Raw genomic sequence first — 25900 nt, forward strand, 5'->3', positions numbered from 1 at the left:
TGTTGGCTTTGTTATTCAAAGCCTTTCTAGGTTTAGATCAACGAAAGTTTGTTGTCGGGCGCCGATTAAACGGCTCAAGCTTCGGTCGTTACCCTTAATACCTCTTCTAAGGTGGTGATGCCCTGCAAGGCTTTGCCGACGCCGTCTTCGTACATGGTTTGCATGCCTTCCTGAATGGCAGTCTGTTGGATCACGAAGGCTTCTTCGTGCTTCATGATTTGCTTGCGTATCGTGTCGGTCATCGTCAAAAATTCGATGATTGCCAAGCGACCCTTGTAGCCGATGCCGTTGCAGGTCGGACAGCCGACTGGTTTGTGCAGCAGGATTTCGCCGGTAGGTTGCCACTGTCTAAGTTTCATTTCTTCGATCAGCGTGTCCGAGGCTGGGTGGGCTTGTTTGCAATGCGGGCACAGGCGGCGGACCAGACGCTGGGCCAGGATACCGTTGATGGTCGAGCTAAGCAGGTATTCTTCCAGGCCCATGTCCTGTAAACGGGTAACACCAGCGGCGGCATCATTGGTGTGCAGCGTGGACAGCACCAAGTGACCGGTCAGCGCCGATTGCACGGCGATCTTGGCGGTTTCCAGGTCGCGCATCTCGCCGATCATGATCACGTCCGGGTCTTGGCGGACGATGGAGCGCAAGGCCGAAGCGAAGGTTAAACCGATCTGCGGTTTGGCTTGAATCTGGTTGATGCCTTCCAGCTGATATTCCACCGGATCTTCGACCGTGATAATCTTGCGCTCGGAGGTGTTCAGGGTTTTTAAAGCCGCATACAGAGAGGTGGATTTACCGCTACCGGTCGGGCCGGTGATCAACAAAATGCCGTGCGGTTGGGCCAGCACTTCCATGAAGCGTTCAGCCTGTTTGCCGACGAAGCCCAGGGTTTCGAAATCCAGTACCGCGTTTTCCTTGTCCAGCAAGCGGATCACCACGCTTTCGCCGTGCAGGGTAGGAATGGTGGAAACCCGCAAATCCAGCTCCTTGCCTATCATTTGCAGTTTGATGCGGCCGTCCTGCGGCAGGCGGCGTTCGGCGATATTGAGCTTGGCCATGATCTTGATCCGCGACAGCACGGCGGCGGTGGAAGCCACCGGCGGCGAGTCGATGTCCTGCAACACGCCGTCGATGCGTAAACGCACTTTCAGGCTTTGCTCGAACGGTTCGATATGCACGTCCGAGGCGCGGCTTTCCACGGCTTTTTGCAGGATGAAGTTCACCATTTTGATGATGGGCGCTTCGCTGGCCAGGTCTTTCAGATGTTCAAGGTCTTCGCTGCCTTCTTCCTCGACATTGAGGTTGTCCATCAGCTTGTCCATTTGCGACTTGCCTTCGCCGTATTGCAATTCCAGCGCGGCGTCGATTTCCGAAAGTTGGCCGATTTGCAATTTAATGGGTTTACCGGTGGCGAGTTGCAGCGCTTGCGTCACATATTCATCTTCCGGGTCCATCACCGCGACTTGGATCTGTTCGTCGTCCGCCGTCAGACCTACGGCATGGTATTGCTTTAAAAAACGCTGTGAAACACTATCCGGCAGTGGCGTTTGCGGCGGGTACTGTGCCGGACCTACGCGAGCAATCCCGCTGGCTTCGGCGAAGCTGCCGGCGATGTCGCTGTCCGAACACAAACCCAGTTTGATCAGCAGTTGCGGCACGGAGTCGTCCAATGCCGATTTTTGCATGCGGCGGACTTTACTCAAATCGCTGTCGGAGAGCTTACCTTTCCTTTTTAACAAGCTGAGAAAGGCGGCGTATTTTTCGGGGTTTTCCACGGTTTCCATGTTCACTGTGTCGGCCTAAACTTGCAGAACTCGGGCGCATTGTAGCGATTTTCCACTCAGTCCGGCAGTAATTGTTTATGGGATGGTGACTCTTGCGCCGCGTTAGAGAGGGAATGAGGCGCTGCTCGAACAGTTTCTTGTTTTTGGGGTGGCGAGTGTTGGGGATTTTGACGCCCTTGGGTTCCCGCTTTTGTCAGATCGCACCATGGTGAGTTGACGGTTAAATACTGATCAATTGCTTGGTAGGTTGATCATGATGGCAAGCCCCAATGGCTTGGCATCGCCCCTATACCTGCCTGCACCTTTGTCAAAAGCAAATGTCTGTAGCCATCCTTATATAAATTCAGATGTCAGATCATTTGAAGCGTTTGACCAAACGGGTATTGCCGATACAATCCATGACAAGCTCAACAAAACGTAAATATACGGCTATGGCAGAAAGTACGCACCCCCCTAGAACGTTGCTATTGGTTGACGACGAACCGAACATTATTAATGCGCTGAAACGTACGTTGCGCAGAGATGGCTACAGCATACTCACTGCCAATGGTGCGGAAGAAGCGCTTGATTTACTTGTCGATCATAAAATAGCCCTGATCATATCCGATCAGCGTATGCCTAAGATGAGCGGTGTGGAATTTTTGCGCAAAGTTAAAGAGCTCTATCCAAAAACCGTACGGGTGGTGTTATCCGGCTTTACCGATCTTGAATCGGTGACTGGCGCCATCAATGAAGGGGCGATTTACCGATTTATGACTAAGCCGTGGGATGACGAGTTGCTGCGTAAGAACGTTCGCGAAGCGTTTGAATATCATGAAATGGAACAGGAAAATCAACGGCTGACTCGAGAGCTCCAACATTCAAACGATTTACTTGCCAGACTTAATCAAAGTTTGGAACAACAAGTGATGCAAAAAACCCGTGAAATCGTACATAACATTAAAATGCTGGAAATATCTCAGGAAATACTTGAGCATTTGCCGTTGGCTATTCTTGGCCTTGATGAACGACACATGATCGCCTCTTCCAATCGACTTGCGGACTCGCTATTCCAGCGTTATCCCAACGAATGCTTGCTTGGCCTGCAAGCAGAGAGTGTTTTGCCCGCCCCCTTATTGCATGTATTACAGCAAACCAAGGATTCTGAAACTGCCGCAGAATTTAACGGCAGCTGCTTAGATTTAGGCAATAGTAAAACCCTTTACGTGTGGATAAGCCCAATGGGTGAACTTAGTCAATCAAAAGGCACTATAGTGGCGCTTTCGTCAGTCAAGACATAACCTTGACTGTCTCAGAAAAGTACAGAGGTGGAGTTTGCCGACATGAATACGAAATCCCAAGCGACCCTGCTGGCTGATTTGCCGTCCTTACCCACTGTAATCATGGATGCCTTGCAGTTCACGGCCGACAAGCAAAACTTGTCCAATCTCGCCAACAAAATTAGTCAAGACCCACACATGGCGGTACGCATTTTGCGCGTCGCCAATTCGCCTTTTTACGGTAGGTCTCGAGAAATTGGTTCTTTGCAGGAAGCGGTGGTGGTGTTGGGGCTTAACCGGGTAAGAAACCTGTTGTTAGGCCTTGGTTTTATGAACCTGTTTCGGTTGGACCGCCAAGATTTCGACTACTCACAGTTTTGGCATCACAGCATGGCAGTCGCGGAGTGTGCTCGACAATTGGCGATTCATACCGGTATGGATCAGGATATTGCCTTTACGGCGGGATTGCTGCATGACATCGGGCTGCTGGCCATTGTTTTGTTATTTCCAGACGATTTTAGCCGTATTACTACGCGGCAACATCTCAATAGAATTGAAGCGGAACGGCACGTTTTGGGGTTTGATCATGCCGAGATCGGCTGCAATGTCGCAAAGCATTGGAATTTACCGATGGCGATTCAGCATGCTATCGAACAGCACGAAATCCCACGCGGGCAAGATGAAGGGAAATCTTTAGAATTGATGATCCATATGGCCAATTTTCTGGTACTTGCCAAACAACGCGACGACCAGGCTTTTGAGTATCCGGAGTCTATTGTGCAGATACTTGAGATGCTGAACATTCCTCTTGACCAAGCCATAGACTGGGCTAATTCTAGTCAACAATTCGCCAATCAGGTCGTCGCCAGTCTATAAATTCGGGAGCATTATGTTATTAACTGAATCGCAACAATGGGACTGGATTTATAACCTCTACCAATTAGGGCAATCCGATGCGTTTGAAGAGGATACAAACAAGATATTCGAAAAATTACTGCGTCATATTGTAGAGGGATTTAGAGCCGATACCGGCTCATTAGTCTTGTATGAAGGCGAAGACAGCAGCTGTTTAACCATAGTCGCTGCGCTCGGTTTGCCTGAGGAATGTGTCGGCAGCGCGATACCCAATGGCAACGGCGTGATAGCTTGGGTATTGGCCAACCAGCAGGCGCTATTGATCAAGGGCGATATCAATAAAGACTCGCGCTTTCTCCGCTACCCACCCAAAACCAAAACCCGCATACCGGTTGCCTCCATGTGCTGGCCATTGCAGATAGGCCAGCGCTTGATTGGCGCATTATCGGTCAACAGTTTTAACGATGAGTGTAGTTACACGGGAGCGGATTTAGACCACGGACAAAAATTAGTTAATCCGATCACGCTCGTGATCGACAACATTAGGTTACATGGTGATCAACGCAAGCGCATCCAGCAGCTTGCCAACGCAAATCAACGCTATGCCAATGCCAACCAGCAATTAATAGAGGCTCACAAACGCTTGAATGAGTCGGAAAAACGCCTCAACGACATTTTAAATTCACTGGATAGCGTGGTCTGGTCGATGGAGCCGGTCACGATGAAATTGCTGTATCTCAACAAGGCCGCCACTGAGGTATCCGGTCGGCCGGTCGAGGATTTTTTAAATGATCCGCAGCTATGGCTGAATATTATTGACCCGATTGATAGAAAGCAGGTGGAAGCCAGTCTGGCCGATTTAAAGACTAACAGTATCCAGAAAGTCATCTATCGTATTCACCGCCCCGATGGCGGGCTTCGTTGGTTGTTTCATCGCATGTGCGCTGTTTGCGATGATGCCGGCTCACCGGTACGCATCGACGGCATCACTGTGGATATTACCCAGCATAAAAATGCCGAAGACTTGCTGAAACAGCGCAATCAGGAATTACAGACAGCCCTCGACACCATACAAGAAGTCCAGCAGCAATTGGTACAGTCCGAAAAAATGTCTTCTATCGGCCAATTGGCGGCGGGTGTCGCGCATGAAATCAACAATCCTATCGGCTATATCAACTCCAATCTCACTTCATTGAAAACCTACGTGGAAGATTTGCTGGCGTTGGTGGAAAAATATGAAAAAACTGAGGGGGAATGCGCCGACGGCGAACAACTTCGGCAAATTCAGGATTTCAAGCAGCAAATCGATCTGGTTTTTTTAAAAACCGATGTGCTCGATTTATTGGTTGAGTCTCACGAGGGGGCGTCGCGCGTCAAAAAAATCGTTCAGGATCTCAAGGATTTTTCGCATGCTGGCGGTGCCGACGAGTGGCAATGGACGAATTTGCACGACTGCCTGGATAGCACACTGAATATCGTCAATAACGAAATCAAATACAAAGCCCGTGTGGTCAAAGCATACGGGGACATCCCGCGTGCCTGGTGTTTGCCGCATCAGTTGAATCAAGTATTTATGAATTTGCTGGTCAACGCCGCCCACGCCATTGAAAAGGAAGGTACGATCACCATCCGTACCGGCAGCGAAAACGGCACCCTTTGGGTTGAGGTCAGCGATACGGGGCAAGGTATTTTGCCCGAGCACGCCAATAAAATTTTCGACCCTTTCTTTACCACCAAACCGGTGGGCAAAGGAACGGGATTAGGGCTGTCCGTTTCCTACAGCATCGTTAAAAAGCACCAGGGCGAAATTAAGGTAGACAGCCGGATCGGCGAAGGCACCACCTTTCGCGTGGTATTGCCAAAAAAAGAACAGCCGGTCGACTTATGAATTTGCCGCCATCACCAATGACTAATGATCGGCGGGCGGCTTTACTGTTTGTCGATGATGACACCAATGTGCTCAAAGCCTTGCATCGACTGTTTCGGAATGAAAATTACACGCTTTATCTTGCGGAGGGCGGTGCGGAGGGCTTGACGGTTTTGCGCGAGCATACGGTTGACTTAATTGTTTGCGATATGCGGATGCCGACAATGAGCGGCGCCGAATTTTTCGCTCAAGCATTTGAGCGATGGCCGGATACCGTGCGTATATTGTTAACAGGCTATGCCGATTTAGAATCGACTATCCAAGCGGTCAACAAAGGCCGGATTTACAGTTATTGCACGAAACCCTGGAATGGCGAAGAATTAAAACTATTGATTCATAACGCACTGCAAGAAAAACGTTTGCGTGAAGAACAGGAACGCTTATCGGCTATCATCCGGCAACAGAACGATGCACTGAAAGCCATCAACGAACATCTGGAAGAAAAAGTCGAACAACGTACAGCAGAGCTGGCGCAAGCCAATAAAACCCTGTTGCTCCACAATCAAGCCATTGAAGCTGCACGCAATGGCATCACCATTACCGATGCCAGACAAGCCGGCAATCCCCTTGTTTATGCCAACCCGGCGTTTCAACGCATTACCGGTTACGACAAAGCGGAAGTACTTGGCCGAAACCTTTCGTTTCTGCTGGGCGAGGATCATGATCAGCCTGGCTTGGAGAGTCTCCGAATTGCAATTCGCCGGAAGACAACCGGCTATGCCGTTATCCGTAATTATCGCAAGGATGGCTCGTTGTTCTGGAATGAACTGGCTATCGCGCCAATCAAAAACGCCAACGATGAAGTGACGCACTTTGTCGCCATCGTCGACGATATTACCGAATTCAAATCCAACCAGGCACAGTTGGAATATCGAGCCAACTATGATGATCTAACCGGGCTGGTCAATCGCAATCTTCTTAATGATCGTCTAAATAACGCCATCAGTACCGCGCAACGCGAGCACAAAGTATTCTGCCTGTTTTTTATGGATCTCGATGACTTTAAAGTCATCAATGACACGATGGGACATTCGGTGGGGGATGAGTTCCTAAAAATCATTGCCGGGCGACTGCTGAATTGCGTCCGAGCTTGCGATAGCGTAGCGCGATATGGCGGCGATGAATTTGTCTGTGTATGTCCAAGCATCGCTAAAACCGATGATGCTGCTTTGATCGCGGCGCGAATCATTACCGAAATCTCGCAGCCTCTACAGCTCAATGGGCACACCCTGCATGGGGGGGTAAGTATCGGCATCAGTTTTTATCCTGCAGACGGGGCGGACAAAGAGACCCTGCTTCAGCATGCGGATACCGCCATGTATGACGCTAAGGATAAGGGTAGGAATAGCTTTAGTTTTTATACTCAAGCGTTTAACCAACGCCTTATGCAGCGTTTGATGCTGGAGGAAGACTTGCGCCAAGCTTTACGATTGGAGCAATTTGTCGTCTATTATCAACCCAAGTTCGATTTGCATAGTGAACAAATTAGCGGCATGGAGGCTTTGCTGCGCTGGAACCATCCGGAAAAGGGCTTGATTCCCCCCGATCACTTCATTCCATTGACGGAAGATACCGGCTTGATTCTGCCGATAGGCGAATGGGTGTTGCATACGGCCTGTTTGCAAGCTAAAGCTTGGCAGTTGGCGGGACTACCCGCCATCAATATGGCGATCAATGTTTCACCCAAGCAGTTGCATAGTCCCACGTTTGATCAAACTATTACCCGTGTTTTACGGCAAAGTGGATTGGACGCGAGTTTTCTGGATTTGGAGATAACCGAAGGCGCGGTGATGCAAGACCCGGATAATGTAGCCATTACTTTGACCCGGCTAAAGAATATCGGCATTCGCATTTCCATGGACGATTTTGGTACGGGTTATTCAAGTTTGAGCTACTTAAAACGATTTCCCTTCGATAATCTTAAAATAGACAAGGCATTTATCAACGATATTCCGCTGGGAGAGGGCGATGTTACTTTAGTGTTGACCATTATTGCGATGGCGCACAACTTTAAACTTAAAGTGGTAGCCGAAGGGGTTGAAACACAGGCACAGATGGATTTTTTGGCGCGGAATGGCTGCGATGAAATTCAGGGTTATTTCTTTAGCCGACCGTTGCCGGCTTCGGAAGCTGAGCAACTGCTGAAAAAAACCAACTGATCGGGACAGCCAATTTCGCTTACTCTCGGATAACGGGATTTTTCATCTAATGATCATGAAATAAGCCGCGTAACTTTGGCAAATAAAAGTTTTTTGTAGCACAAAAACCGATAATGAATGCCATTCGGCGGACTGCCCGCATGTTCCCCAGGAGACTATTTTTACCTTACCGACATTAGCACCTGACTTTGAATTATAGATTATGATTAGGCCTAGTGTCTAAACCGAGGTGGGGTACTCGCTATGCTTGAATCGAAAGCTGAAACTCTGCGGATACAAAAGCTGCACGAATGCTGCATCCTCGACACGCCCCCCGAATCAAACTTTGACGACATTGTCCGGCTGGCGGCACTAATGTGCGATACGCCTTTTGCGGTGATCACACTGGTCGATAGTGACCGCGAGTGGTTCAAAGCCAAAAAGGGCATAGCGGCCAGCGAACAACCCAGAGACTGCGGATTCGGTACACCAACCCTATCACACCTGGATGTGTTGGTTGTACCGCATCTCGAGCATGACAGTCGCTTCGCGGCCAATCCCCTAGTGGTTTCCGAGCCGCATATCCGTTTCTATGCGGGCAGCCCGATTCTAATTCCCACTGGTGAAGCATTAGGCGTACTTTGTGTGTTCGACGTTGTGCAACGAGCGTTAAGCGTCAATCAACTTGAGGGCCTCAAGCTTCTTGCTCGCCAAGTCGGTGCAGCCTTGGCGCGCAGACAGAAGGAAAAAAGCCGGTCGGACATCCTGGAAAAACCCACGGCCCAAGCCTTGCCGGCTGACTTGGGCCGGCAAGATACAGCACACAACGCCGAACATTTTAACGGCGCCATATTGGATTCCTTGTCAAAACAATACTGTGTGTTGGATGGAGCTGCCAATATCTTGAAAGTCAGCAGGCCTTGGCTTGATTTCGATCAGGCATACGCCGGGGATAAAGCAAGCCTTCAACCCGGACAAAATTATCTGGCCCTGCTGGACACCGGGCTGACCAACGATAGAGGCGGAAAGGTGTTCGCAGAGGGTATTAGGTCGGTTTTGAACGGCACTTTATCCCGTTTTTCGCTTGAATATCCATATTGCACCGGTTCCGGTCAGCTCTGGTTTGCAGGGAAAGTCATCCTGTTTCCCGACCAGAACTTAGCCCGGCTTATCGTAATCCATGACAATATTTCCGAACATAAACAACGTGAGGAGCGGTTGCGGCAAGCAGTGGAGTCGGCGCCGAATGCCATCGTGATGGTGAATGAGTTCGGCACCATTGTTATGGTAAATGCGCAAACGGAAGCCTCGTTCGGTTACGCGCGAACCGAACTGATTGGGCAGAGGGTGGAGATGTTGATTCCGGAACGTTTTCGCGGCGGACATATCGGTTTCCGCCGGGCCTATCTTGCCGATCCGGTTTCTAGGCCTATGGGGGCCGGACGCGATCTGTACGGGCTACGCAAGGACGGTACCGAATTTCCGGTCGAAATCGGCCTGGGTCTGATCGAAAGCCATGAAGAAACCCTGGTGCTCAGTTCGATCGTCGACATTACCGAGCGCAAGCGCCTGGAACAACGATTCCGGCAAGCGGTGGAGTCGGCGCCGAATGCCATCGTGATGGTGAATGAGTCCGGCACCATCGTGATGGTGAATGCGCAAACGGAAGCATCGTTCGGTTACGCGCGAACCGAACTGATCGGGCAAATGGTGGAGATGTTGATTCCCGAGCGATTTCGCGACGGACATGTCGGTTTCCGCCGGGCCTACCTAGCCGATCCGGTTTCGAGGCCGATGGGAGCCGGACGCGATCTGTACGGGCTACGCAAGGACGGCACCGAATTTCCGGTCGAAATCGGCCTGGGTCTGATCGATGACGATAACGGCATCATCGTCCTCAGCTCCATCGTTGACATTACCGAGCGCCAGAGTGCCCACGATAAGCTGAAACAAACCCTCAACGAGAAAGAAATGTTGCTTAAGGAGGTCTATCACCGGGTCAAGAATAACCTACAGGTGGTGTCCAGCCTGATCAACCTCCAAGCCGGCAATGTAACGAGTCCGGAGACCGCCGATTTACTCAAACAAAGTGCTGATCGCATCAAAGCCATGGCCTTGTTACATGAAAAACTTTATCAATCCAAAGACTTGGCCAGGATAGATTTCAACGAATACATTCGTAGCCTATCCGACAATTTGCTGTTCGGCTACGGCGCATATTCCGACAAGCTCAAGCTCAACATGAAGATAGACAATGTGTTTCTCGATGTCGATACCGCGATACCCTGCGGCCTGATCATCAACGAATTACTGTCCAATGCCATTAAGTACGCATTTCCCGGAGATCGGCGCGGCGAAATCGGCATTGCTTTCACACAGGAGCAAGGCGAATACATCCTGATAATCTCCGATAACGGCATCGGCCTTCCCAGCGAAATGGATTTCAAAAAAAGCAGCTCGCTGGGTCTGCAATTGGTTGATACCTTGACCAATCAACTCATGGGACAGATGAGCCTGGATCGGACAAACGGATCCACCTTTACTCTGCGTTTTACTAAAACTTGTTAAGCGGGAGGGGCTCCGCATGTTAGCCAGTAGAATTATGATCGTCGAGGATGAAGGCATTATTGCCATGGATATTCGTAGGCAGTTGGAAGGTTTCGGCTATGAGGTGGTCGCGACTGCTTTTTCGGGAGGCCAAGCCATTACGCTGGCCAATGAGCATAAGCCCGATTTAGTCATGATGGATATTGTGTTGAAAGGCGAGATGGACGGTATCAGCGCGGCGCATGCCATCACGGAGTCTCTGCATATTCCCGTGATTTTTCTGACAGCTTATAGCGACCCGGCCACCTTGTTGCGCGCGAAAGCCACAGGCGCATACGGCTATTTGATCAAGCCGTTCCGGCCGGATGAACTGCACGCTTCCATCGAAGTCGCTTTGTATAAGTATCAGTTGGAACGCAAGCTGAAGGAAAGCGAACAGTGGTTTGGCAAAACCCTGCACTGTATCAGTGACGCCGTCATTGCCACCGACGCTGAAGGGGTCATCCGGTTTATGAATCCAGTGGCCGAAACGATAACGGAACACAGTCTGGAACAAGCCAAAGGTAAACGGGTCAGCGAACTCATGACGCTGATAGCCGAGTCGAGCCGCAGTGTCATTGAAAACCCGGTCCTCAGTACATTACAGAATCGGACCGTGACCGGCATTGACTGCCCCACTTTGTTCGTTAGTCAGTCAGGCTTGGAAATTCCGGTGGACGACGGCGCCGCCCCGATACTCGATGACGATGGAACCTTGTTGGGTGCTGTAATGGTATTTCGGGACATCACCGCCCGTCGGCAAATGGAACATTTACTGCGGGAAAGCGAAGAACGTTTCCATAGCTCATTCGAATTGGCCGCTATCGGCATGGCGCTGATAGCCCTGGACGGCAGTTTCCTGCAAGTCAATAATGCCCTCTGTGAAATTTTTGGTTACACGCGGGATGAGTTGCTGGGCTCCAATCTGCAAATACTCACGCATGCAGACCATCATGATAAAGTAATAAACCTTTACTTGCGGCAATTGGTAACCGACGTACTGCCGACGTTTCAGATCGAGGTGGAGTGCCTTCATAAAATGGTCGGCAAGACCATTTGGACTATGATCAGCGCCTCGCTGGTTCGCACTGCCGGCGGCGAGCCGCAGTATTTCATTGTGCAAATTCAGAATATTTCCAACCGTAAATACGCCGAACAGCAATTGATCTATCTGGCCAATCACGACCCCTTGACCGGGTTACTGAATCGCGACCAGTTTCATAATCGCCTTACTCAAGCATTATCGACCGGTCAAAGGCATAACCGTAAATTGGCCGTGATGTATCTGGATTTGGATCGCTTCAAGTTGATCAACGATACGCTGGGTCACCGCTTGGGCGATTTATTGCTGCAAGCCGTCAGCGACCGCCTGAGAGCCTCGGTGCGCTCGAACGATATTCTGGCTCGGTTGGGCGGTGACGAGTTTATCGTGTTGCTGAGCGACATCAATCAAATCGACGATGTGGCCAGAATTGCCCAAAAGACCCTGGACATCCTCACCCAGCCGTTTACCTTGGAAGGCAATGATCTTGTGGTCACCGCCAGCATTGGTATCAGTATTCATCCCGACGACGGCAAAGACAGCCATTCGCTGTTAATGAACGCCGACACGGCCATGTATTTGGCCAAGGACCGCGGTAAAAACAACTTTCAGTTTTATACCCTGGAAATGACTGAAAAATCGATCGAACGCATGAAGGTGGAACGGGGTCTGAGGCATGCCTTAGCCCATGATGAATTACGGCTGCATTATCAGCCTCAGGTCTGTACCGGCAGCGGCGTGGTGGTCAGCGCGGAAGCGCTGGTGCGTTGGCAGCATCCGGAATGGGGCTTGGTGTATCCGGACCGATTCATTACCGTGGCGGAAGAAACCGGACTGATCGTGCCTATTGGTGCCTGGGTGTTGCGTGAGGCCTGTTTACAAGCCAAAACCTGGATTGAAAATGATGGGCCATTCGGCGGTGTAGCCGTGAACGTATCGGCGCGCCAATTCCTCGATACCAACCTGTTTCAAACAGTAAAACGAACGCTGGCCGAAACCGGCCTTAATCCCAGCGCGCTGGAGCTTGAAATCACCGAATCGGCAATTATGCAAGATCCCGAGAACACGCTGCAGGTATTGCATCAGTTTCAAGGGCTTGGGGTGCGGCTCAGCATCGACGATTTTGGTACAGGTTATTCCAGCTTGACCTACCTGCGCCGATTTCCGATACAAAGCGTCAAAATAGATCGATCCTTTGTGATTGATCTTCCTGGCGACGACGGCAGTAAAACCCTTGTCAGGGCCATCACCGCTCTGGCCCATGAGCTTAACTTGTCGGTCGTGGTCGAAGGGGTGGAAACCAAGGGTCAATTATCCTTTCTAACTGAGCAAAAATGCGATTCGCTGCAGGGCTACATGTTTAGCAGACCCGTGAGCGCGGAACAATTTCAACAGGATTTTATTAATTCCGGTTTTAAGACCTACCTTCCGAATACCTCAAACGATCAACCTTGAAATTAAAATTTAACAAAAACCGGTAACTTGTAAAGATGATTTAGGGGTAGAGCTGTCTTGGGTGAGGCAGCAGTTCCAATATCTCGTCAATGACTGTTTGCTGACAGGCACCACCGTTTTTGCGGCAAGGATTAAACTAGGGGTCTTTTATACAGAGGACGTGGAGGCGGGATTATGCGAAGAATCAAAGCCATAAGCTGTGTGCCCTGGGTGTTGGGCTTGTGCAGCGCTTGCAGTGCGGACTGGCCGCAGCGGCTTGGCTATCATGTGCTGCAGAACGCCGGACAATTGCAGTGCCAAAAAGCCATGGCTAACGATTGCGAACGGCGGCAAAGTTACGACGCCTATCAGCGCGAGCGGGAGCAACTGCAATAGCGGCTAAATACTGTTCAGCAACGACAGTTCCGCCGGATGCGGCAGCATGTAATAGGAGTTGTCGATAAAGTCATCCGGCTCTCTGCGGAAATGATGGCGGAGCAGGGTGAGCGGCACGATCAGCGGCAATAAACCGATTCGATAGTTTTCGATGGTTTCCACCAGTTCCTGTTTGTCGTCGCTGTCCAGCTTGTGCTTTAAATAGCCCTGGATGTGTTGCAAGACATTGACATGGTTGCCGCGGGTGGCGACGATTTTCAGACAAGTCATCAAGGCTGTGATATAGGCAGCGGCGGTGTTTTCAATGTCTGCGTTAGTGACGCCGGCAATAATTCTTCCCAGCTCGCGGGCCTGGTTTTGCTCGTGGCTCATCGCGATCAATTTATGCCGGCTGTGAAAGGTAATCAAACCATGCGCTGTTAAACCCTGCTCGCATAAGTCGCGCCAGCGGCGCATCACAAACACGCGCTGGATAAAGTTTTCCCGCAGGCCCGGATCACCCAGCCGGCCTTCTTCTTCCACCGGCAGGCTAGGGAAAGTGCGCTGTAAATAGTCGGCAAAAATGCCGGTGCCTTGCCGCGCGGGGATGTCGTTTTTATAAATTTTGACGCGGGTCATGCCACAGCTGGGCGAATCTTTTTTCAGAATGTAGCCGCACAAGCCGCCCAGCCAATCGTGTTGCCGGGCGGAGGCCTGTTTCAAGCGTTCCGTCACGTCGAAACTATGATCCTTCACGCCGACGCAACGAATGCCGTCCGGGGTTTCCCGCAACTGTACGCAGGGGCGGGGGATGCCCAAACCGGCTTCGACTTCCGGACAGAACGCTCTAAATTCGAAGTATTGGCCCAGCGTGCGTTCGATGTAGCTGTGATATTTATGCGCGCCGTCGTAGCGCACTTCTTGGCCTAACAAACAGGCGCTGATGCCCACCGAAATTTTCTGCATACTTAATCCTGTTATTGCTTGGGGTGTTGGTCAAAAATCAGTTTGTCAGTGGCAAAACCCAGGGTTTTGGCTTGTTCAATTAAATCTTTTTGGATGCTCGGTTCCAACTCCGGGCTGCGGGCCAGTATCCATAAATAATCGCGATCCGGGCCGGCGATCATCACATAGCTGTAAGTGGTTTTATCCAATGCAATGATGTTATACGCCCCGTAAAACGGTCCAAAGAAAGACACTTTCAGGCGACCGATGTCCGGTTTGTCGATGAAGTAAGCTTTGCCTTCGGCGATTTTTCGTTGGCCTTGCTCGGCGTCGTAGCCGCTGTTTAACACTTTGACGCCGCCGTCATCGCGCAGGCTGTATTCCGCGCTGATGTCCGTCAGGCCGCGCTCGAAGCTGTGATCGAGGCGGGCGATTTCGTACCAGGTGCCCAGATAGCGGTTCAATTCGAAGCCGTCTATCACTTTCACGCCTTCCGGGATGTCGGTGCAGGCGCATAGCAAGCTCAATAATAATATGGGTAGATAACGCATGGTTTACTCCGCTGGCGCCGGGGTATTGCCCAGGGCTTTGAATTGGGCTTTGATTAGCTGGCTTTGTAAGCCGTGGTCAACTCTTGGCCGAGGGTAGTCGCCGGCTTGCGGATGCTTTTCCCATTTGTGGATGACTTCTGCCGGGAAGCGTTGCAACTCCGGAATCCAGGTCTTGATATACACACATTGCGGATCGAACTTTTTCTGCTGTAGCCAGGGATTGAAGATCCGGAAATACGGTTGCGCGTCACAGCCGGTCGAGGCGGCCCATTGCCAGTTGCCGTTATTGACGCAAGGGTCGTAATCTAACAGACGTTGGGCAAAATAACGTTCGCCCCAGCGCCAGGAGACGTGTAAATCCTTGACCAAAAACGAGGCAACGATCATCCGCAAGCGGTTATGCATCCAGCCGGTTTGGTTCAATTCGCGCATGGCCGCGTCCACAATCGGAAAGCCGGTTTGGCCGTTGGCCCAGGCCCAAAAGTCTTCTTGGCCGTTGCGCCAAAGCAAGCCGTCGTAACGTCTATCAAAGGCGTGACCGAATACATGCGGAAAATGAAAGCCGATATGGGTGAAAAAATCCCGCCAATACAGCTGCCGGAGTAAGGGATGGTCGGGATCGAGTTCGGCTTGGATGCTGGAAAAAGCCTCGCGCACCGAGCAGCAGCCGAACTTTAAATAAGCCGACAGTTGGCTGGTAGCGGCCATGGCCGGAAAATCGCGGACGGCGAGGTAGTTTTTGCAGTTGCCGATGATGGCTAATCGATCCAGTGCCGCGTGTCGGCCACCGGGTAGCGCGTTTTGGTGCGGCTGTTGCAGTTGCTGTAGCAGCTCCGGTTTGTGGCCGGCATAGGCTTTTGCCGATAGTTTACCCGGTGCCAAGCGCTGCGGAGGCGATACCGGCTGGAGTCTGGCTTGCCGATGAAACGCGGTGAATACTTGATAAGGCTTGCCGTTGCTTCTTAAACTTTGCTCCGGTTCTGTCAGCAGCAAATCGGCTTGGCTGTGAAAAGCCAGATGCAGTGTTTTGCATTGTTCGCGCAGTTCGTTGTCACGTTGCCGGCTGAACGGACTGTAGTCGCGATTGACAAATACCGCTTCGATGCCTAAGTCCTGCTTCAAAGGCTGGAGCAGATGCGCCGGCTGAGCGTTGAAAATGTAAAGCAGGGCGCCTTGCTGTTGCAGTTGTTGCTGCAAATCGCTCAGCGACTCCAGCATGAATTGCAAGCCTGGCGTGCTTTGGTAAGGATGGGTTTGGATTTGCCGGGGATCGAAGATAAAGCAGGCAATGACTTGCCCGGACTGGTTTAGTGCGGCGTTCAGAGCGGTGTTATCTTCCAGGCGTAAATCGCGGCGGAAAATGAACAGCGAGGTTTTGTAGGTTTTTTTAGCCATCGGCTCAACAGTCGCCCCAATGAATAATCATTTGTTGGCAATTAAACAATATATTGGGGTAATACTGATAAATCACCCAGCGCAGCAGCAAATCGAAATATGCCGCTACCGTCATCAGTCGCGCCACGGCGGCCCAAACTCTGCTGGCGCCTTTGTCGGAGCAACGCCACACGGCGCCGGTCCAGTAAATCAGCGGCATGGCCATAATAATATGAATAGTCACCCAGCTGGCGACGGTGAAGTTGCCTTCGTTAATGCGATAGTCGATGAAAAACAGTACGGCGTTATACAGGATAAAAAACGGATAGAACGCGTCTTTTAACCGCAGGTAACCTAGCCAGCTCCATTGCAGGTAAAAATATAGCGTGGCCGGCGTGCGTTCTTCCCATTCCTGGGCCGGGGAGGGGGTCAGATAAAATACCAGCGCGCCCAGGGCGAGGGCGATCAACAGGGTTTCGTACCAGGTGACGAACGAGGTAAAGGCAAATAGCAGGGAAAGACTGTCGATCAACATAAAGATGCCCGTTTTTAAATCTAGGGTTTATGCAAAATATCGCGCAATGCGGTATCCAGCTGTGAATATTTAAATGCAAAGCCTTGCGCCAGTAACCGCTCCGGCAGCACGCGCTGGCTACCCAAGACTAGCGCCGCCATTTCGCCCAGCAATAATTTAAGGGGCGCTTCCGGTATCGGCATTAGCAGCGGCCGCTTAAGCACGCTGGCCAGGCTGGCACTGAATTGTTGGTTGTTGACCGGTTCGGGGGCTGTGGCGTTGTATGGGCCGCGCATTGCCGGTTGTTCTATCATCGCTTCGACAATAGCCAGCCAGTCGTGCAGATGAATCCAGGACATCCATTGCTTGCCATTCCCCAGGCGGCCGCCTAACCCCAAACGAAACGGCAACAACATGCGTTTCAGTATGCCACCATTATCACCCAGCACCAAGCCGGTGCGTATCAGGCAGACCCGGCTGCCGAATTTTTCCGCTTCTAAGGCTGCGGATTCCCAATCGGCGCACAACTGTTGGGAGAAATCGGCAATGCTCGCGCTGTTTTCAGTGAGGAATTTGTCGCCTTGATCGCCGTAAACGCCGATAGCCGAGCCGCTTACCAGTACTGGTGCGGGTTGGGTGGCTGATGCTATCCAGGCCACCAATTGTTTGGTTAATTTAATGCGGCTATCGCGCAATAGCTGTTTGCGTGGCTCGGTCCAGCGTTGATCGAAAATGCCCGCACCGGCCAGATTGACCACTGCTTTGAAAGTGCCGGCATCCGGTAAGTCGGTGATCGAGCTAACCGCTTGAACGCTGTTGCCGAATGTGGCGAACACTTTTTCGGCGCTACGGCTTAGGATCGTCACCGCATAGTTTTTTTGGATTAGTTGTTTAGTAAGCGCACTGCCCAGAAAGCCGGTGCCGCCGCTAATTAAAATCGAGTTCGTGTTCATAAGTTCTGCTCCGGAAACTAATAAGACTAAACCCTAGCGTCTGTTCAGGGCTTGGTGGGTTAATCGGCTTCGGTATCGGTGGATGCGCGGCCTTTCGGAATCATCATTTGACTTAACTGCTTATTTTTAAACCAGATTACTGCGCGAAAACCCAACAGCATAAATATCAGCAGCAAATAAAATAAGGGCTCTGCCAGATTCCCTTTAAGTTGCCAGAAATAATGAATCATTGCCGCGCCGGCTGCTATGTAAATAAATCGATGCAGTTTTTTCCAACTCTTGCCCAAGAGCTTTTTGGACGCTTTAGAGGAGGTAATGCCCAACGAAAAAACAATAATGTAGGCAATCAATCCGAACCAGATATACGAGCTTTCGAGAATATCGATACCAATTATTCGCCAGGCAAAAACCTGGTCAACTGCTAAATAAACCAGGACGTGCAGGCTGGCGTAAAAAAAAGCATATAAACCGAATAATTGCCGATACTCGGTCATGCCGCGCCATTTTGTGACGGTTTGTACGGGAGTAATCGCCAGGGTTATCCATAAAAACCGCAAGGCCCAGTCACCTAAACGAATATGTAGGGCTTGCATTTGATTTGAGCCCAGATTATCGAAGGCAATATCGAAAACGACCCAAAGCAGCGGGATAAAACACACCGCGATGGTTAAAGACCGCAAATTATTAATTTGCATAATCATTAGAAAAAATGCCTCAAATCCATATCACGATAAAGGTGAGCGACCTGTTCGCCATACCCGTTAAATAATTCGGTTTGCCGGCGGGGGGTAAAAAAGCCGCTGCCCAATAGCCGCTCGCTATTTTGGCTCCAGCGCGGATGCGGCACGTCCGGATTGACGTTGGCGTAAAAGCCGTATTCGTTGGGCGCAAACTTGTTCCAACTGCTAATCGGCGGCCTTTTCAGCAGTTCTATTTTGACGACGGCCTTGATGCTTTTAAAGCCGTATTTCCAGGGCACTACCAAACGCAGCGGCGCGCCGTTTTGCTTGGGCAAAATGTCGCCGTACATACCCACCGCCAGTATGGTCAAGGGATGCATGGCTTCGTCGATACGCAAACCTTCGACATAGGGCCAATCCAGCATGACCTTGCCGCGTTGCTTGGGCATGGTGTCCGGTTGTTGAACCGAGGTGAGCTTTACGAACTTGGCGTTTGATAAAGGCTTGGCGGCTTTCAGTAAATCGCCCAGCGCAAAGCCCACCCAGGGTACTACCATGGACCAGGCTTCGACGCACCGGAAACGATAGATGTATTCCTGTAAGGTGTGCCGGCTCAGAATATCTTCCAACTGGTAGATGCCGGGTTTTTCCACTTCACCGCCGATCTCCACGGACCAGGGATCTATGCGCAGGCTTTGGGCCAGACTGGCGGGGTCTTCTTTGTTGAAGGCCAATTCGTAGTAGTTATTGTAATTTTTTGCGGCTGTCGCTGGTGTCACCACCAACTCAGGTGCTGAGAACGGGCTTTTGGGTGCGGCGCTCCAAAGTGGTTTTGAGTCGTCGGCCCAGCCGGTGCGGATGCTGGTGCCGGTCAGCATCATCGCCGCCATCGCTTTGATGAGGGTACGGCGTTGCTGAAAAACCAGGGGATCGGTAATTTCACTGCCGGGGATATTTTTTATTGTTTTTATAATCATGGCTTGATTACCGGTAACTTATAGAAGAAGTCCCACTATTTTTTGCCTTTCGGAATCCAGCCCATCAATTGGCGGATTTTACGTTCGGTAATAAATGCCAGAGAAAACAATTGAATAAAATTCTCGGCTTCAATCAAATCCAATCCTATATTGGCGGGTACCAATTCCTTGCGGGTTCCAAACATCCGGTCCCAAATCGCCAGCACTATGCCGTAATTGCTGTCATGTTCCGAACGCAAAGTGGAATGGTGAGTGCGGTGCAGGGAAGGGGTGATAATAATTTGGGATATGGCGGTTTCGTTGGGGACGCGAATGTTGCCGTGATGAAAAAAGATGAAAAATAACTCGATAATTTCGATGGAAAGCACTAGATAAGCATCCACGCCGATTACTACCACGAATATACATTTGTAAATTATTTCCAGAAATAAATCGAAAACATGAAATCTAAAACCGGTGGAAACGTTAAAGCATTTATCGCTGTGGTGAATTTTATGAAAGCGCCATAAGTATTCGGACCGATGGCTGGCGTAATGCCACAGATAAATGGCCAAATCAAAAAAAGCAAACGCCAGAATCCATTTAAGCGGACCGTTACTCAGGCCGCTTAATAAGCCGTAACTGGCGAATTGTTGCGCTACCAGAAATAAGGATGAGGCTCGGAGCGCGGTTAAGATTAAATTGTTGACCAAGAAAGCCGTAGTATTGGTGACAAACGACTCTTTATAGGTTTTGGCCGGGAATGGCCGATAAGGTTTGGTTTTCTCTATGACCAGCAACAGCACGAAAGCCAGTATCGCTAAGCCGAATAAGGCTTCGTTAAAAAATAGGCTACTGTCGCCTTGGCTATTTGCAGTGGTGTTCATGGAAGTCCCCAGTAATGAGCTATTTATCGAACGGTTTTTTAATTTCCTTGAATCGCGTTTAATAAATTTGTCAATTCCTTTATTTCGTTATTGGCATTTATTTGTTGGGTAATGTCGTATTGCACGCCCAGATAATAAATGACTCTATTTTTCTTATCCAATAGCGGGGTTATTTTCAAATGATTGTGGAATAAAGTGCCGTCTTTTTTATAGTTTCTTAAGGTGACTTCCACTGTTTCGTGGTTTTTCATAGCTTCCACAATTTTAAAACGCGCATCTTGCTCTCTGTCTTCACCTTGCAAAAACCGGCAGTTGTGGCCGATGATCTCGTCATGGCTATATCCGGTTAAACGTTCAAATGCCTTATTGGCATAGATAATCGGCGCGTCTTCAATGTCAGGGTCGGCTAGCGTGACGCCGTTGACGCATTCGTCCAAAATAGCGGAAAGTACTTGCGGAATCAGTCCGCTATCTTTTTCAACAATAAAAGCCATGGTTAAACTCCGGGTTTTATAATAATTATGAGTTTGTAAATGCTAGTTGCATTCTACTAATATTAAATTTCTGATGTTTTCGACGGTGTTTTCCGCACCGTCTTCGATCGCGCAACGAATTAATTTTTCAAAAGGCCGCATAAATACCTCCAACTCCAAGAACTCAAAACGAAACGTCAAGCGGGTAGGTTGACGATCTTCTTGAATGGCTTCGAGCAGATAGCTATGCTTGTAAGGTTGGGTCAATCCTTGAAAGATCAGCTTGGATTTGGGTTGATATTCAGTAATTTCAAAAACCGATTCTATTTCGCCGTTGTTGTCGTTACGAATTTGCTTGGCCTTGGCGCCGATGAATACTTCCTTGCCGTCGAGAGGTTCAAAATCGACTACTTCCACAGCCCATTTCGGATAGTTTTCAAAAAAATTTTCACCAACATAATGAAAAACATCGTCGACAGGTTTGTCTATATCGATGCAGGCCTCGCCGGCAATGGGCTTGTGTGAGTCAAACGGAAATTTGATGTGCATTTGATGTTCCCCCTCGCGGAGCTTTCTGCTCAGCGTTGTTATTATTTTTCTGGACAGGTAAAGCCAATAAAACGGTATTTAAATCTGTGCAATTAAATCACCGTCAGGCGCTTCGGCTTTTTATGTCTAATTCTAGCCCGCTTTCTACCGGAAAATTACCAATCTCTAGTTTTGCTGGTGGCGCATGGCCGCGCAGCCGCCATAAAGCAGGTGCGATAAGCCCGAATAAATAAATAATTGCCGGTAGTTTTCGTCGATTTCAATTTGATTAATCGAGCAGTAAAACTCCAGGGAGCCGATTAATAGCAGCAGAAAAACCCCTAACGCCGCCAATGCTTCCGGGCTGTTGCTTAATTTATAAAAACTGTACGCTGCGATTTGGATTAAGCACAAATAAAACATCATTAACCGCATATTGTTTGCCAATGGACCGTACAAGTCGCTGTTATCTTCAAAAAACAGGGTATTGCCGAATATGGTGGCTGCACCGCTGATCAATAATAAAATCACCGCTGCATTAAAATTAATCTGCAACAACAATTGCAGGAAATTCATGGTTTTTGTGGTTATCGATTGAGTATGCATATTGCTACCTCTGAAAAAAAGATACCCTCCAGGAGTACAGCGTTTGGAGGGTACATAGAGGAGGACTTTTAGGACGCCAATATTTGTCCTTGATCCAGGTGACCGCCGGTTTCTTCGTTTATTGAGTCTTCAATCTCTTCAAACGATTTGGGTTCTTCTACTTCGGGTTCCGGTGGTGCAAGTTTTTTACCTTGTAACAGTTCGTCAATCTGATACTTATCGATGGTTTCCCAATCCATTAAGGCTTGAGCCATGTTGTGCAACACTTCGATGTTTTCTTTCAGAATAGCTTCGGCGCGGTTGTAGTTAGCATCGATCACCGCCCGCACTTCTTCATCAATAGTTTGGGCCATTTTTTCGGACATCGGCTTGGATTGCGGACCCATATAGCCGCCTTCGCTATCGCCGTAATCCATGGGACCTAAACGGTCTGATAATCCCCACTTGGTGACCATGTTTCTAGCCAATTGCGTAGCCCGCATGATGTCGTTGGACGCGCCGGTGGTGACTTTGTTTTTACCGTAAATCAAGGCTTCTGCTACCCGGCCACCGAACAAACTGGCGATCTGGCTTTCCAACTTATCCTTGGAAGCGCTGTACTGGTCGCGCTCCGGCAAGAACATGGTGATACCCAAAGCTCCGCCGCGCGGCATGATGCTGACTTTGTAGACAGGATCATGTTCAGGCACATTGCGACCGACGATGGCGTGGCCGGCTTCGTGGTAAGCCGTCATCAACAAGTCTTCCTTGGTCATGACCATGGTGCGTTTTTCCACACCCATAATCATTTTGTCGCGGGCTTTATCCAAATCGTTCATGGTCACGACGCGCTTTTTGTTACGAGCAGCAAACAAAGCGCCTTCATTGATCAGGTTGGCCAATTCGGCACCGGAAAATCCGGGTGTGCCGCGGGCCAGATCGTTGATATTCACATCTTCGGCCAGCGGGACTTTGGCGCCGTGCACTCTTAAAATTTGCTCGCGGCCTTTGATGTCCGGTAAACCGACTTGAACTTGCCTGTCGAAACGGCCCGGTCTCAACAAAGCCTTATCGAGCACGTCAGCGCGGTTGGTAGCGGCGATAACGATGATGCCTTCATTGCCGCTGAAACCGTCCATTTCCACCAGCAATTGGTTGAGCGTTTGTTCGCGTTCGTCGTTACCGCCGCCGATACCGCTGCCGCCCCGTTGCCGGCCGACTGCATCGATTTCATCGATAAATATGATGCAGGGGGCACGCTTTTTGGCTTGTTCGAACATGTCTCTGACGCGGGAGGCACCGACACCGACGAACATTTCCACGAAATCGGAACCCGAGATGGAGAAGAACGGCACGCCTGCTTCGCCGGCAATCGCTCTGGCTAACAAGGTTTTACCGGTACCCGGAGGGCCCACCATCAGCACGCCGCGCGGAATTTTGCCGCCCAAGGCTTCGTATTTGCCCGGATCTTTAAGGAAGTCGACCATTTCCACGACGTCTTCCTTGGCTTCCTCCACGCCGGCCACGTCAGTAAAGCGCACCTTGATCTGGTCTTCAGCCATCAACTTGGCGCGGCTTTTACCGAAACCCATCTGGCCGTCGCGGCCGCCCATCGCTGCCTGCTTGCGCATGAAATACACCAGCACCATGATCAGCAGCAGGGTAGGCGCCCAAGAAATGAGGATGTTCATCAAAGTGGAGGGTTGTTGGGGCTTCTCGACTTTGATTTTCACGCCGTATTCCAGCAACTCGTCGATCATCCGGGAGTCGTTGGGGTTGTAAGTGGCAAAGCGTGTGCCGTTCTGGCGTTGGCCGTCAACGTAGTTGCCGTCTATCACCACTTCCGTGACCACTTTATTACGCACGTCTTCGATAAAGTCGGAGTACGAAATTTCATAATGCGGATCGTATTGGGGCATGTTGCGGTTCATCACCGCCGACACCACCAACCCTGCTACGATCAGGATGGAGAGAAAAATAAACATTTTTTTCATGATAGCTGTCTCCTAACTTACTTTTCGCTGGAGAAGTATTTGAAAAAGTCGGAGTTCGGTTTTAAAACCAAAGTATCCTGAGTTTTTTCAAATGAGGTTTGGTATGCCTGCAAGCTGCGGTAGAACGCATAAAACTCGGGGTTTTTACCGTAGCTTTTTGCGTAAATTTCCGCGGATTGCGCATCACCGCGACCGCGAATGCTTTCCGCATCGCGTTGGGCATTGGCAACTATCACGTGTTTTTGCTTATCGGCTTCCGCGCTGATTTGCTCGGCGCTTTCGGCACCTTGCGAACGGAATTCTCTGGCGACCCGCTCGCGTTCGGCGCGCATCCGTTGATATACCGAGCTGCTGACTTCCGGCGGCAGATCGATGCGTTTGACGCGAATGTCGATCAATTCAATGCCGAACTTTTCGGCGGCCGGCGCTAATTTAGCCAGCAAGGTTTGCCTTAGTTCGTTGCGGTCTTCGGAGATCAATTGCTTGATGGTCCGTACACCGAACTCGCTACGCATAGCGTCTTTCATGATTTGGTCCAGGCGTAGATTGGCTTGAAACTCGTCGCCGCCGACCGTGGTGTAAAAGAGACCCACATCACCGATTCGCCATTTGACGAATGAGTCAACAATAACGTTCTTCTTCTCGGAGGTAAGAAAACGCTCGGATTTGGCATCCAAGGTCAGCACACGCGCATCAAATGTACTGACGTTATTGATGATGGGGGTCTTGAAATGTAGCCCGGGGGTGTAGTCGGACGTGACCATCTCCCCGAGACGAAACAAAATGGCTTTTTCGTTTTCTTTGACGTAAAAAACCGACATATAGGCCAGTACGCACAGGGTTAAACCGGCCGGAATTAAAACTTGGGTGGTTTTGCTGCTCATGGTTTGCTCCTGCTAGGACGTAATTCGTTGCCGGTTGATTTGCGAACGGCGTTTTTGTCTCCGTTGTGCGGTTCTGCGCTAACTTCCGGTTCCGTATGGCTGGCCGCGGGCTGCGCATGTTGAGTCATGGTTTGCGGCAAGGGCATATACATCATCGGGCTGGATTGGTCTTCGTTCAGCATGATTTTATTGGTGCTGCTGTACAGCTTTTCTTTGGCTTCCAGGTACAAACGCTTGCGGGTGATGGCAGGGCTTTTTTCGTATTCCACCAGCAATTGATCGAAACGCTCGGTTTCGCCTTTGGCTTTGGCGACTTTCTCGGCTTCGTAAGCTTCCGCTTCTTGAATAATCCGGGATGCGGCGCCGCGCGCTTTCGGAATCACTTCGTTAGCGTAGGCTTCCGCTTCGTTAATCAAACGTTGCTTGTCTTCTCTAGCCCTGATCGCATCTTCAAATGCGCCTTGCACTTCTTCGGGTGGTTGTGCATCCTGCAAGTTGACGCTGGCAATGCTGATGCCTGCCTTGTAAGCATCCATGGCTTCCTGGATTTGCTCTTTGATCTCGGCGACGATTTGGCTACGGCCTTCGGTTAACACGAAGTCCATATTGTTGCGGCCGATCACCGCGCGCTCCACGCTTTCAGTGAGTTGTTTCAACGTGTTTTCGTTGTTTTTGACATTGAACAAGTAGTCTCGGGCGTTATTGATTTGATACTGCACAGCCAGACGCACGGTAATGATGTTTTCGTCGGCGGTCAGCATTAGCGATTCCTGCGGAATCACAGATGATTTGTTCACCCGGCTGGCGTCGGTGTAGCCCACTTCGATAAACCGTTGTTGCTCTACGTTGACATTGGCGACGCTTTCGATAGGCGCGGGAATATGCCAGTGTGGGCCGGGTAGGGTGGTTTCCGTGTAAGCGCCAAAGCGGCTTACCACGCCTCGATTGCCTTGGTCCACGATGTAAACGCCGCTGGCCAGCCAGACCACGGTCAACGTGCCACCTACGGCGGCGGCGATGTTGGTTAACGAAAACATACTCTTATGATCGTTGAAGAAGTCGCCCGCTTTGGTAGAGACGTGCTTCCACTGCTTATCCAGTTCCAACTTCCAGTCGGACTGCGGCGTTTGCTTACTGGTGTTTTGTTTTTCTGATGACATAATCACTCCTCTTGTAGTG

Annotated in this window: 22 protein-coding genes; 7 read left to right on the forward strand and 15 right to left on the reverse strand. The window is 50.3% G+C overall.

What is annotated here, in order from left to right:
* Positions 1 to 74: 74 nt before the first annotated feature.
* Entirely contained in the window at positions 75 to 1781 is a 1707-nt protein-coding gene (gspE, locus tag JWZ98_RS08375) for a type II secretion system ATPase GspE (RefSeq protein ID WP_205454414.1), read from the reverse strand.
* A gap of 347 nt (positions 1782 to 2128) precedes the next feature.
* Between gspE and JWZ98_RS08380 the strand changes: the two genes are divergently transcribed.
* The 7 genes from JWZ98_RS08380 (at position 2129) to JWZ98_RS08410 (ending at position 13418) form a co-directional block, all read left to right on the forward strand.
* On the forward strand, positions 2129 to 3061 hold the full coding sequence (locus JWZ98_RS08380) for a response regulator (RefSeq protein WP_240348275.1): 933 nt from the start codon (positions 2129 to 2131) through the stop codon (positions 3059 to 3061).
* A 42-nt stretch (positions 3062 to 3103) separates the two neighbouring features.
* Entirely contained in the window at positions 3104 to 3916 is an 813-nt protein-coding gene (locus JWZ98_RS08385) for an HDOD domain-containing protein (RefSeq protein ID WP_205453945.1), read from the forward strand.
* A gap of 13 nt (positions 3917 to 3929) precedes the next feature.
* Positions 3930 to 5783, forward strand: a complete 1854-nt coding sequence (locus JWZ98_RS08390; protein WP_205453946.1) for an ATP-binding protein — start codon at positions 3930 to 3932, stop codon at positions 5781 to 5783.
* 17 nt (positions 5784 to 5800) lie between these two features.
* Positions 5801 to 7981 carry an EAL domain-containing protein gene (locus tag JWZ98_RS08395; RefSeq protein WP_205453947.1) on the forward strand — a complete coding sequence of 727 codons (2181 nt, stop codon included), beginning with the start codon at positions 5801 to 5803 and terminating at the stop codon, positions 7979 to 7981.
* Between the two features lie 243 nt (positions 7982 to 8224).
* On the forward strand, positions 8225 to 10528 hold the full coding sequence (locus JWZ98_RS08400; protein WP_205453948.1) for a PAS domain S-box protein: 2304 nt from the start codon (positions 8225 to 8227) through the stop codon (positions 10526 to 10528).
* 16 nt (positions 10529 to 10544) lie between these two features.
* Positions 10545 to 13043, forward strand: a complete 2499-nt coding sequence (locus JWZ98_RS08405; RefSeq protein ID WP_205453949.1) for a GGDEF domain-containing response regulator — start codon at positions 10545 to 10547, stop codon at positions 13041 to 13043.
* A gap of 174 nt (positions 13044 to 13217) precedes the next feature.
* Positions 13218 to 13418, forward strand: a complete 201-nt coding sequence (locus JWZ98_RS08410) for a hypothetical protein (RefSeq protein WP_101051867.1) — start codon at positions 13218 to 13220, stop codon at positions 13416 to 13418.
* A 3-nt stretch (positions 13419 to 13421) separates the two neighbouring features.
* Here JWZ98_RS08410 and JWZ98_RS08415 read toward each other — a convergent pair whose 3' ends face one another.
* From JWZ98_RS08415 to hflK, 14 genes are all read right to left on the reverse strand, one after another.
* Positions 13422 to 14363: a DUF523 and DUF1722 domain-containing protein gene (locus JWZ98_RS08415; protein WP_205453950.1), complete on the reverse strand. Its 942-nt coding sequence runs from the start codon at positions 14361 to 14363 to the stop codon at positions 13422 to 13424.
* Between the two features lie 11 nt (positions 14364 to 14374).
* Positions 14375 to 14893 (reverse strand): lipocalin family protein, encoded by a 519-nt coding sequence (locus tag JWZ98_RS08420; protein ID WP_033156711.1) that lies wholly within the window; start codon positions 14891 to 14893, stop codon positions 14375 to 14377.
* 3 nt (positions 14894 to 14896) lie between these two features.
* The gene (locus JWZ98_RS08425; protein WP_205453951.1) at positions 14897 to 16288 is read right to left on the reverse strand and encodes a deoxyribodipyrimidine photo-lyase; all 1392 of its coding nucleotides are present in this window, start codon (positions 16286 to 16288) and stop codon (positions 14897 to 14899) included.
* Positions 16289 to 16292: 4 nt separating this feature from the next.
* Positions 16293 to 16802, reverse strand: a complete 510-nt coding sequence (locus JWZ98_RS08430) for a hypothetical protein (RefSeq protein ID WP_205453952.1) — start codon at positions 16800 to 16802, stop codon at positions 16293 to 16295.
* Between the two features lie 20 nt (positions 16803 to 16822).
* Positions 16823 to 17734, reverse strand: coding sequence for a TIGR01777 family oxidoreductase (locus JWZ98_RS08435; protein WP_205453953.1), 912 nt, complete (start codon positions 17732 to 17734; stop codon positions 16823 to 16825).
* 59 nt (positions 17735 to 17793) lie between these two features.
* On the reverse strand, positions 17794 to 18435 hold the full coding sequence (locus tag JWZ98_RS08440) for a protein-methionine-sulfoxide reductase heme-binding subunit MsrQ (protein WP_205453954.1): 642 nt from the start codon (positions 18433 to 18435) through the stop codon (positions 17794 to 17796).
* Positions 18435 to 19391, reverse strand: a complete 957-nt coding sequence (gene msrP, locus JWZ98_RS08445; RefSeq protein WP_205453955.1) for a protein-methionine-sulfoxide reductase catalytic subunit MsrP — start codon at positions 19389 to 19391, stop codon at positions 18435 to 18437. Before msrP ends, JWZ98_RS08440 begins: the two co-directional genes overlap by 1 nt.
* 35 nt (positions 19392 to 19426) lie before the next feature.
* Positions 19427 to 20257: a sterol desaturase family protein gene (locus JWZ98_RS08450; RefSeq protein ID WP_033156705.1), complete on the reverse strand. Its 831-nt coding sequence runs from the start codon at positions 20255 to 20257 to the stop codon at positions 19427 to 19429.
* 38 nt (positions 20258 to 20295) lie between these two features.
* On the reverse strand, positions 20296 to 20751 hold the full coding sequence (locus JWZ98_RS08455; RefSeq protein WP_101051876.1) for a PAS domain-containing protein: 456 nt from the start codon (positions 20749 to 20751) through the stop codon (positions 20296 to 20298).
* Between the two features lie 42 nt (positions 20752 to 20793).
* Positions 20794 to 21279: an SRPBCC family protein gene (locus JWZ98_RS08460; protein ID WP_205453956.1), complete on the reverse strand. Its 486-nt coding sequence runs from the start codon at positions 21277 to 21279 to the stop codon at positions 20794 to 20796.
* 165 nt (positions 21280 to 21444) lie between these two features.
* Positions 21445 to 21864, reverse strand: a complete 420-nt coding sequence (locus JWZ98_RS08465) for a hypothetical protein (protein ID WP_240348277.1) — start codon at positions 21862 to 21864, stop codon at positions 21445 to 21447.
* Positions 21865 to 21932: 68 nt separating this feature from the next.
* Positions 21933 to 23837 (reverse strand): ATP-dependent zinc metalloprotease FtsH, encoded by a 1905-nt coding sequence (ftsH, locus tag JWZ98_RS08470; protein WP_033156701.1) that lies wholly within the window; start codon positions 23835 to 23837, stop codon positions 21933 to 21935.
* Positions 23838 to 23854: 17 nt separating this feature from the next.
* The gene (gene hflC / locus JWZ98_RS08475; RefSeq protein WP_033156700.1) at positions 23855 to 24721 is read right to left on the reverse strand and encodes a protease modulator HflC; all 867 of its coding nucleotides are present in this window, start codon (positions 24719 to 24721) and stop codon (positions 23855 to 23857) included.
* Positions 24718 to 25881 (reverse strand): FtsH protease activity modulator HflK, encoded by a 1164-nt coding sequence (hflK, locus tag JWZ98_RS08480; protein WP_205453957.1) that lies wholly within the window; start codon positions 25879 to 25881, stop codon positions 24718 to 24720. Before hflK ends, hflC begins: the two co-directional genes overlap by 4 nt.
* Positions 25882 to 25900: the final 19 nt, after the last annotated feature.

The sequence above is a fragment of the Methylomonas sp. EFPC1 genome, assembly GCF_016925515.1.
Taxonomy (GTDB): domain Bacteria; phylum Pseudomonadota; class Gammaproteobacteria; order Methylococcales; family Methylomonadaceae; genus Methylomonas; species Methylomonas defluvii.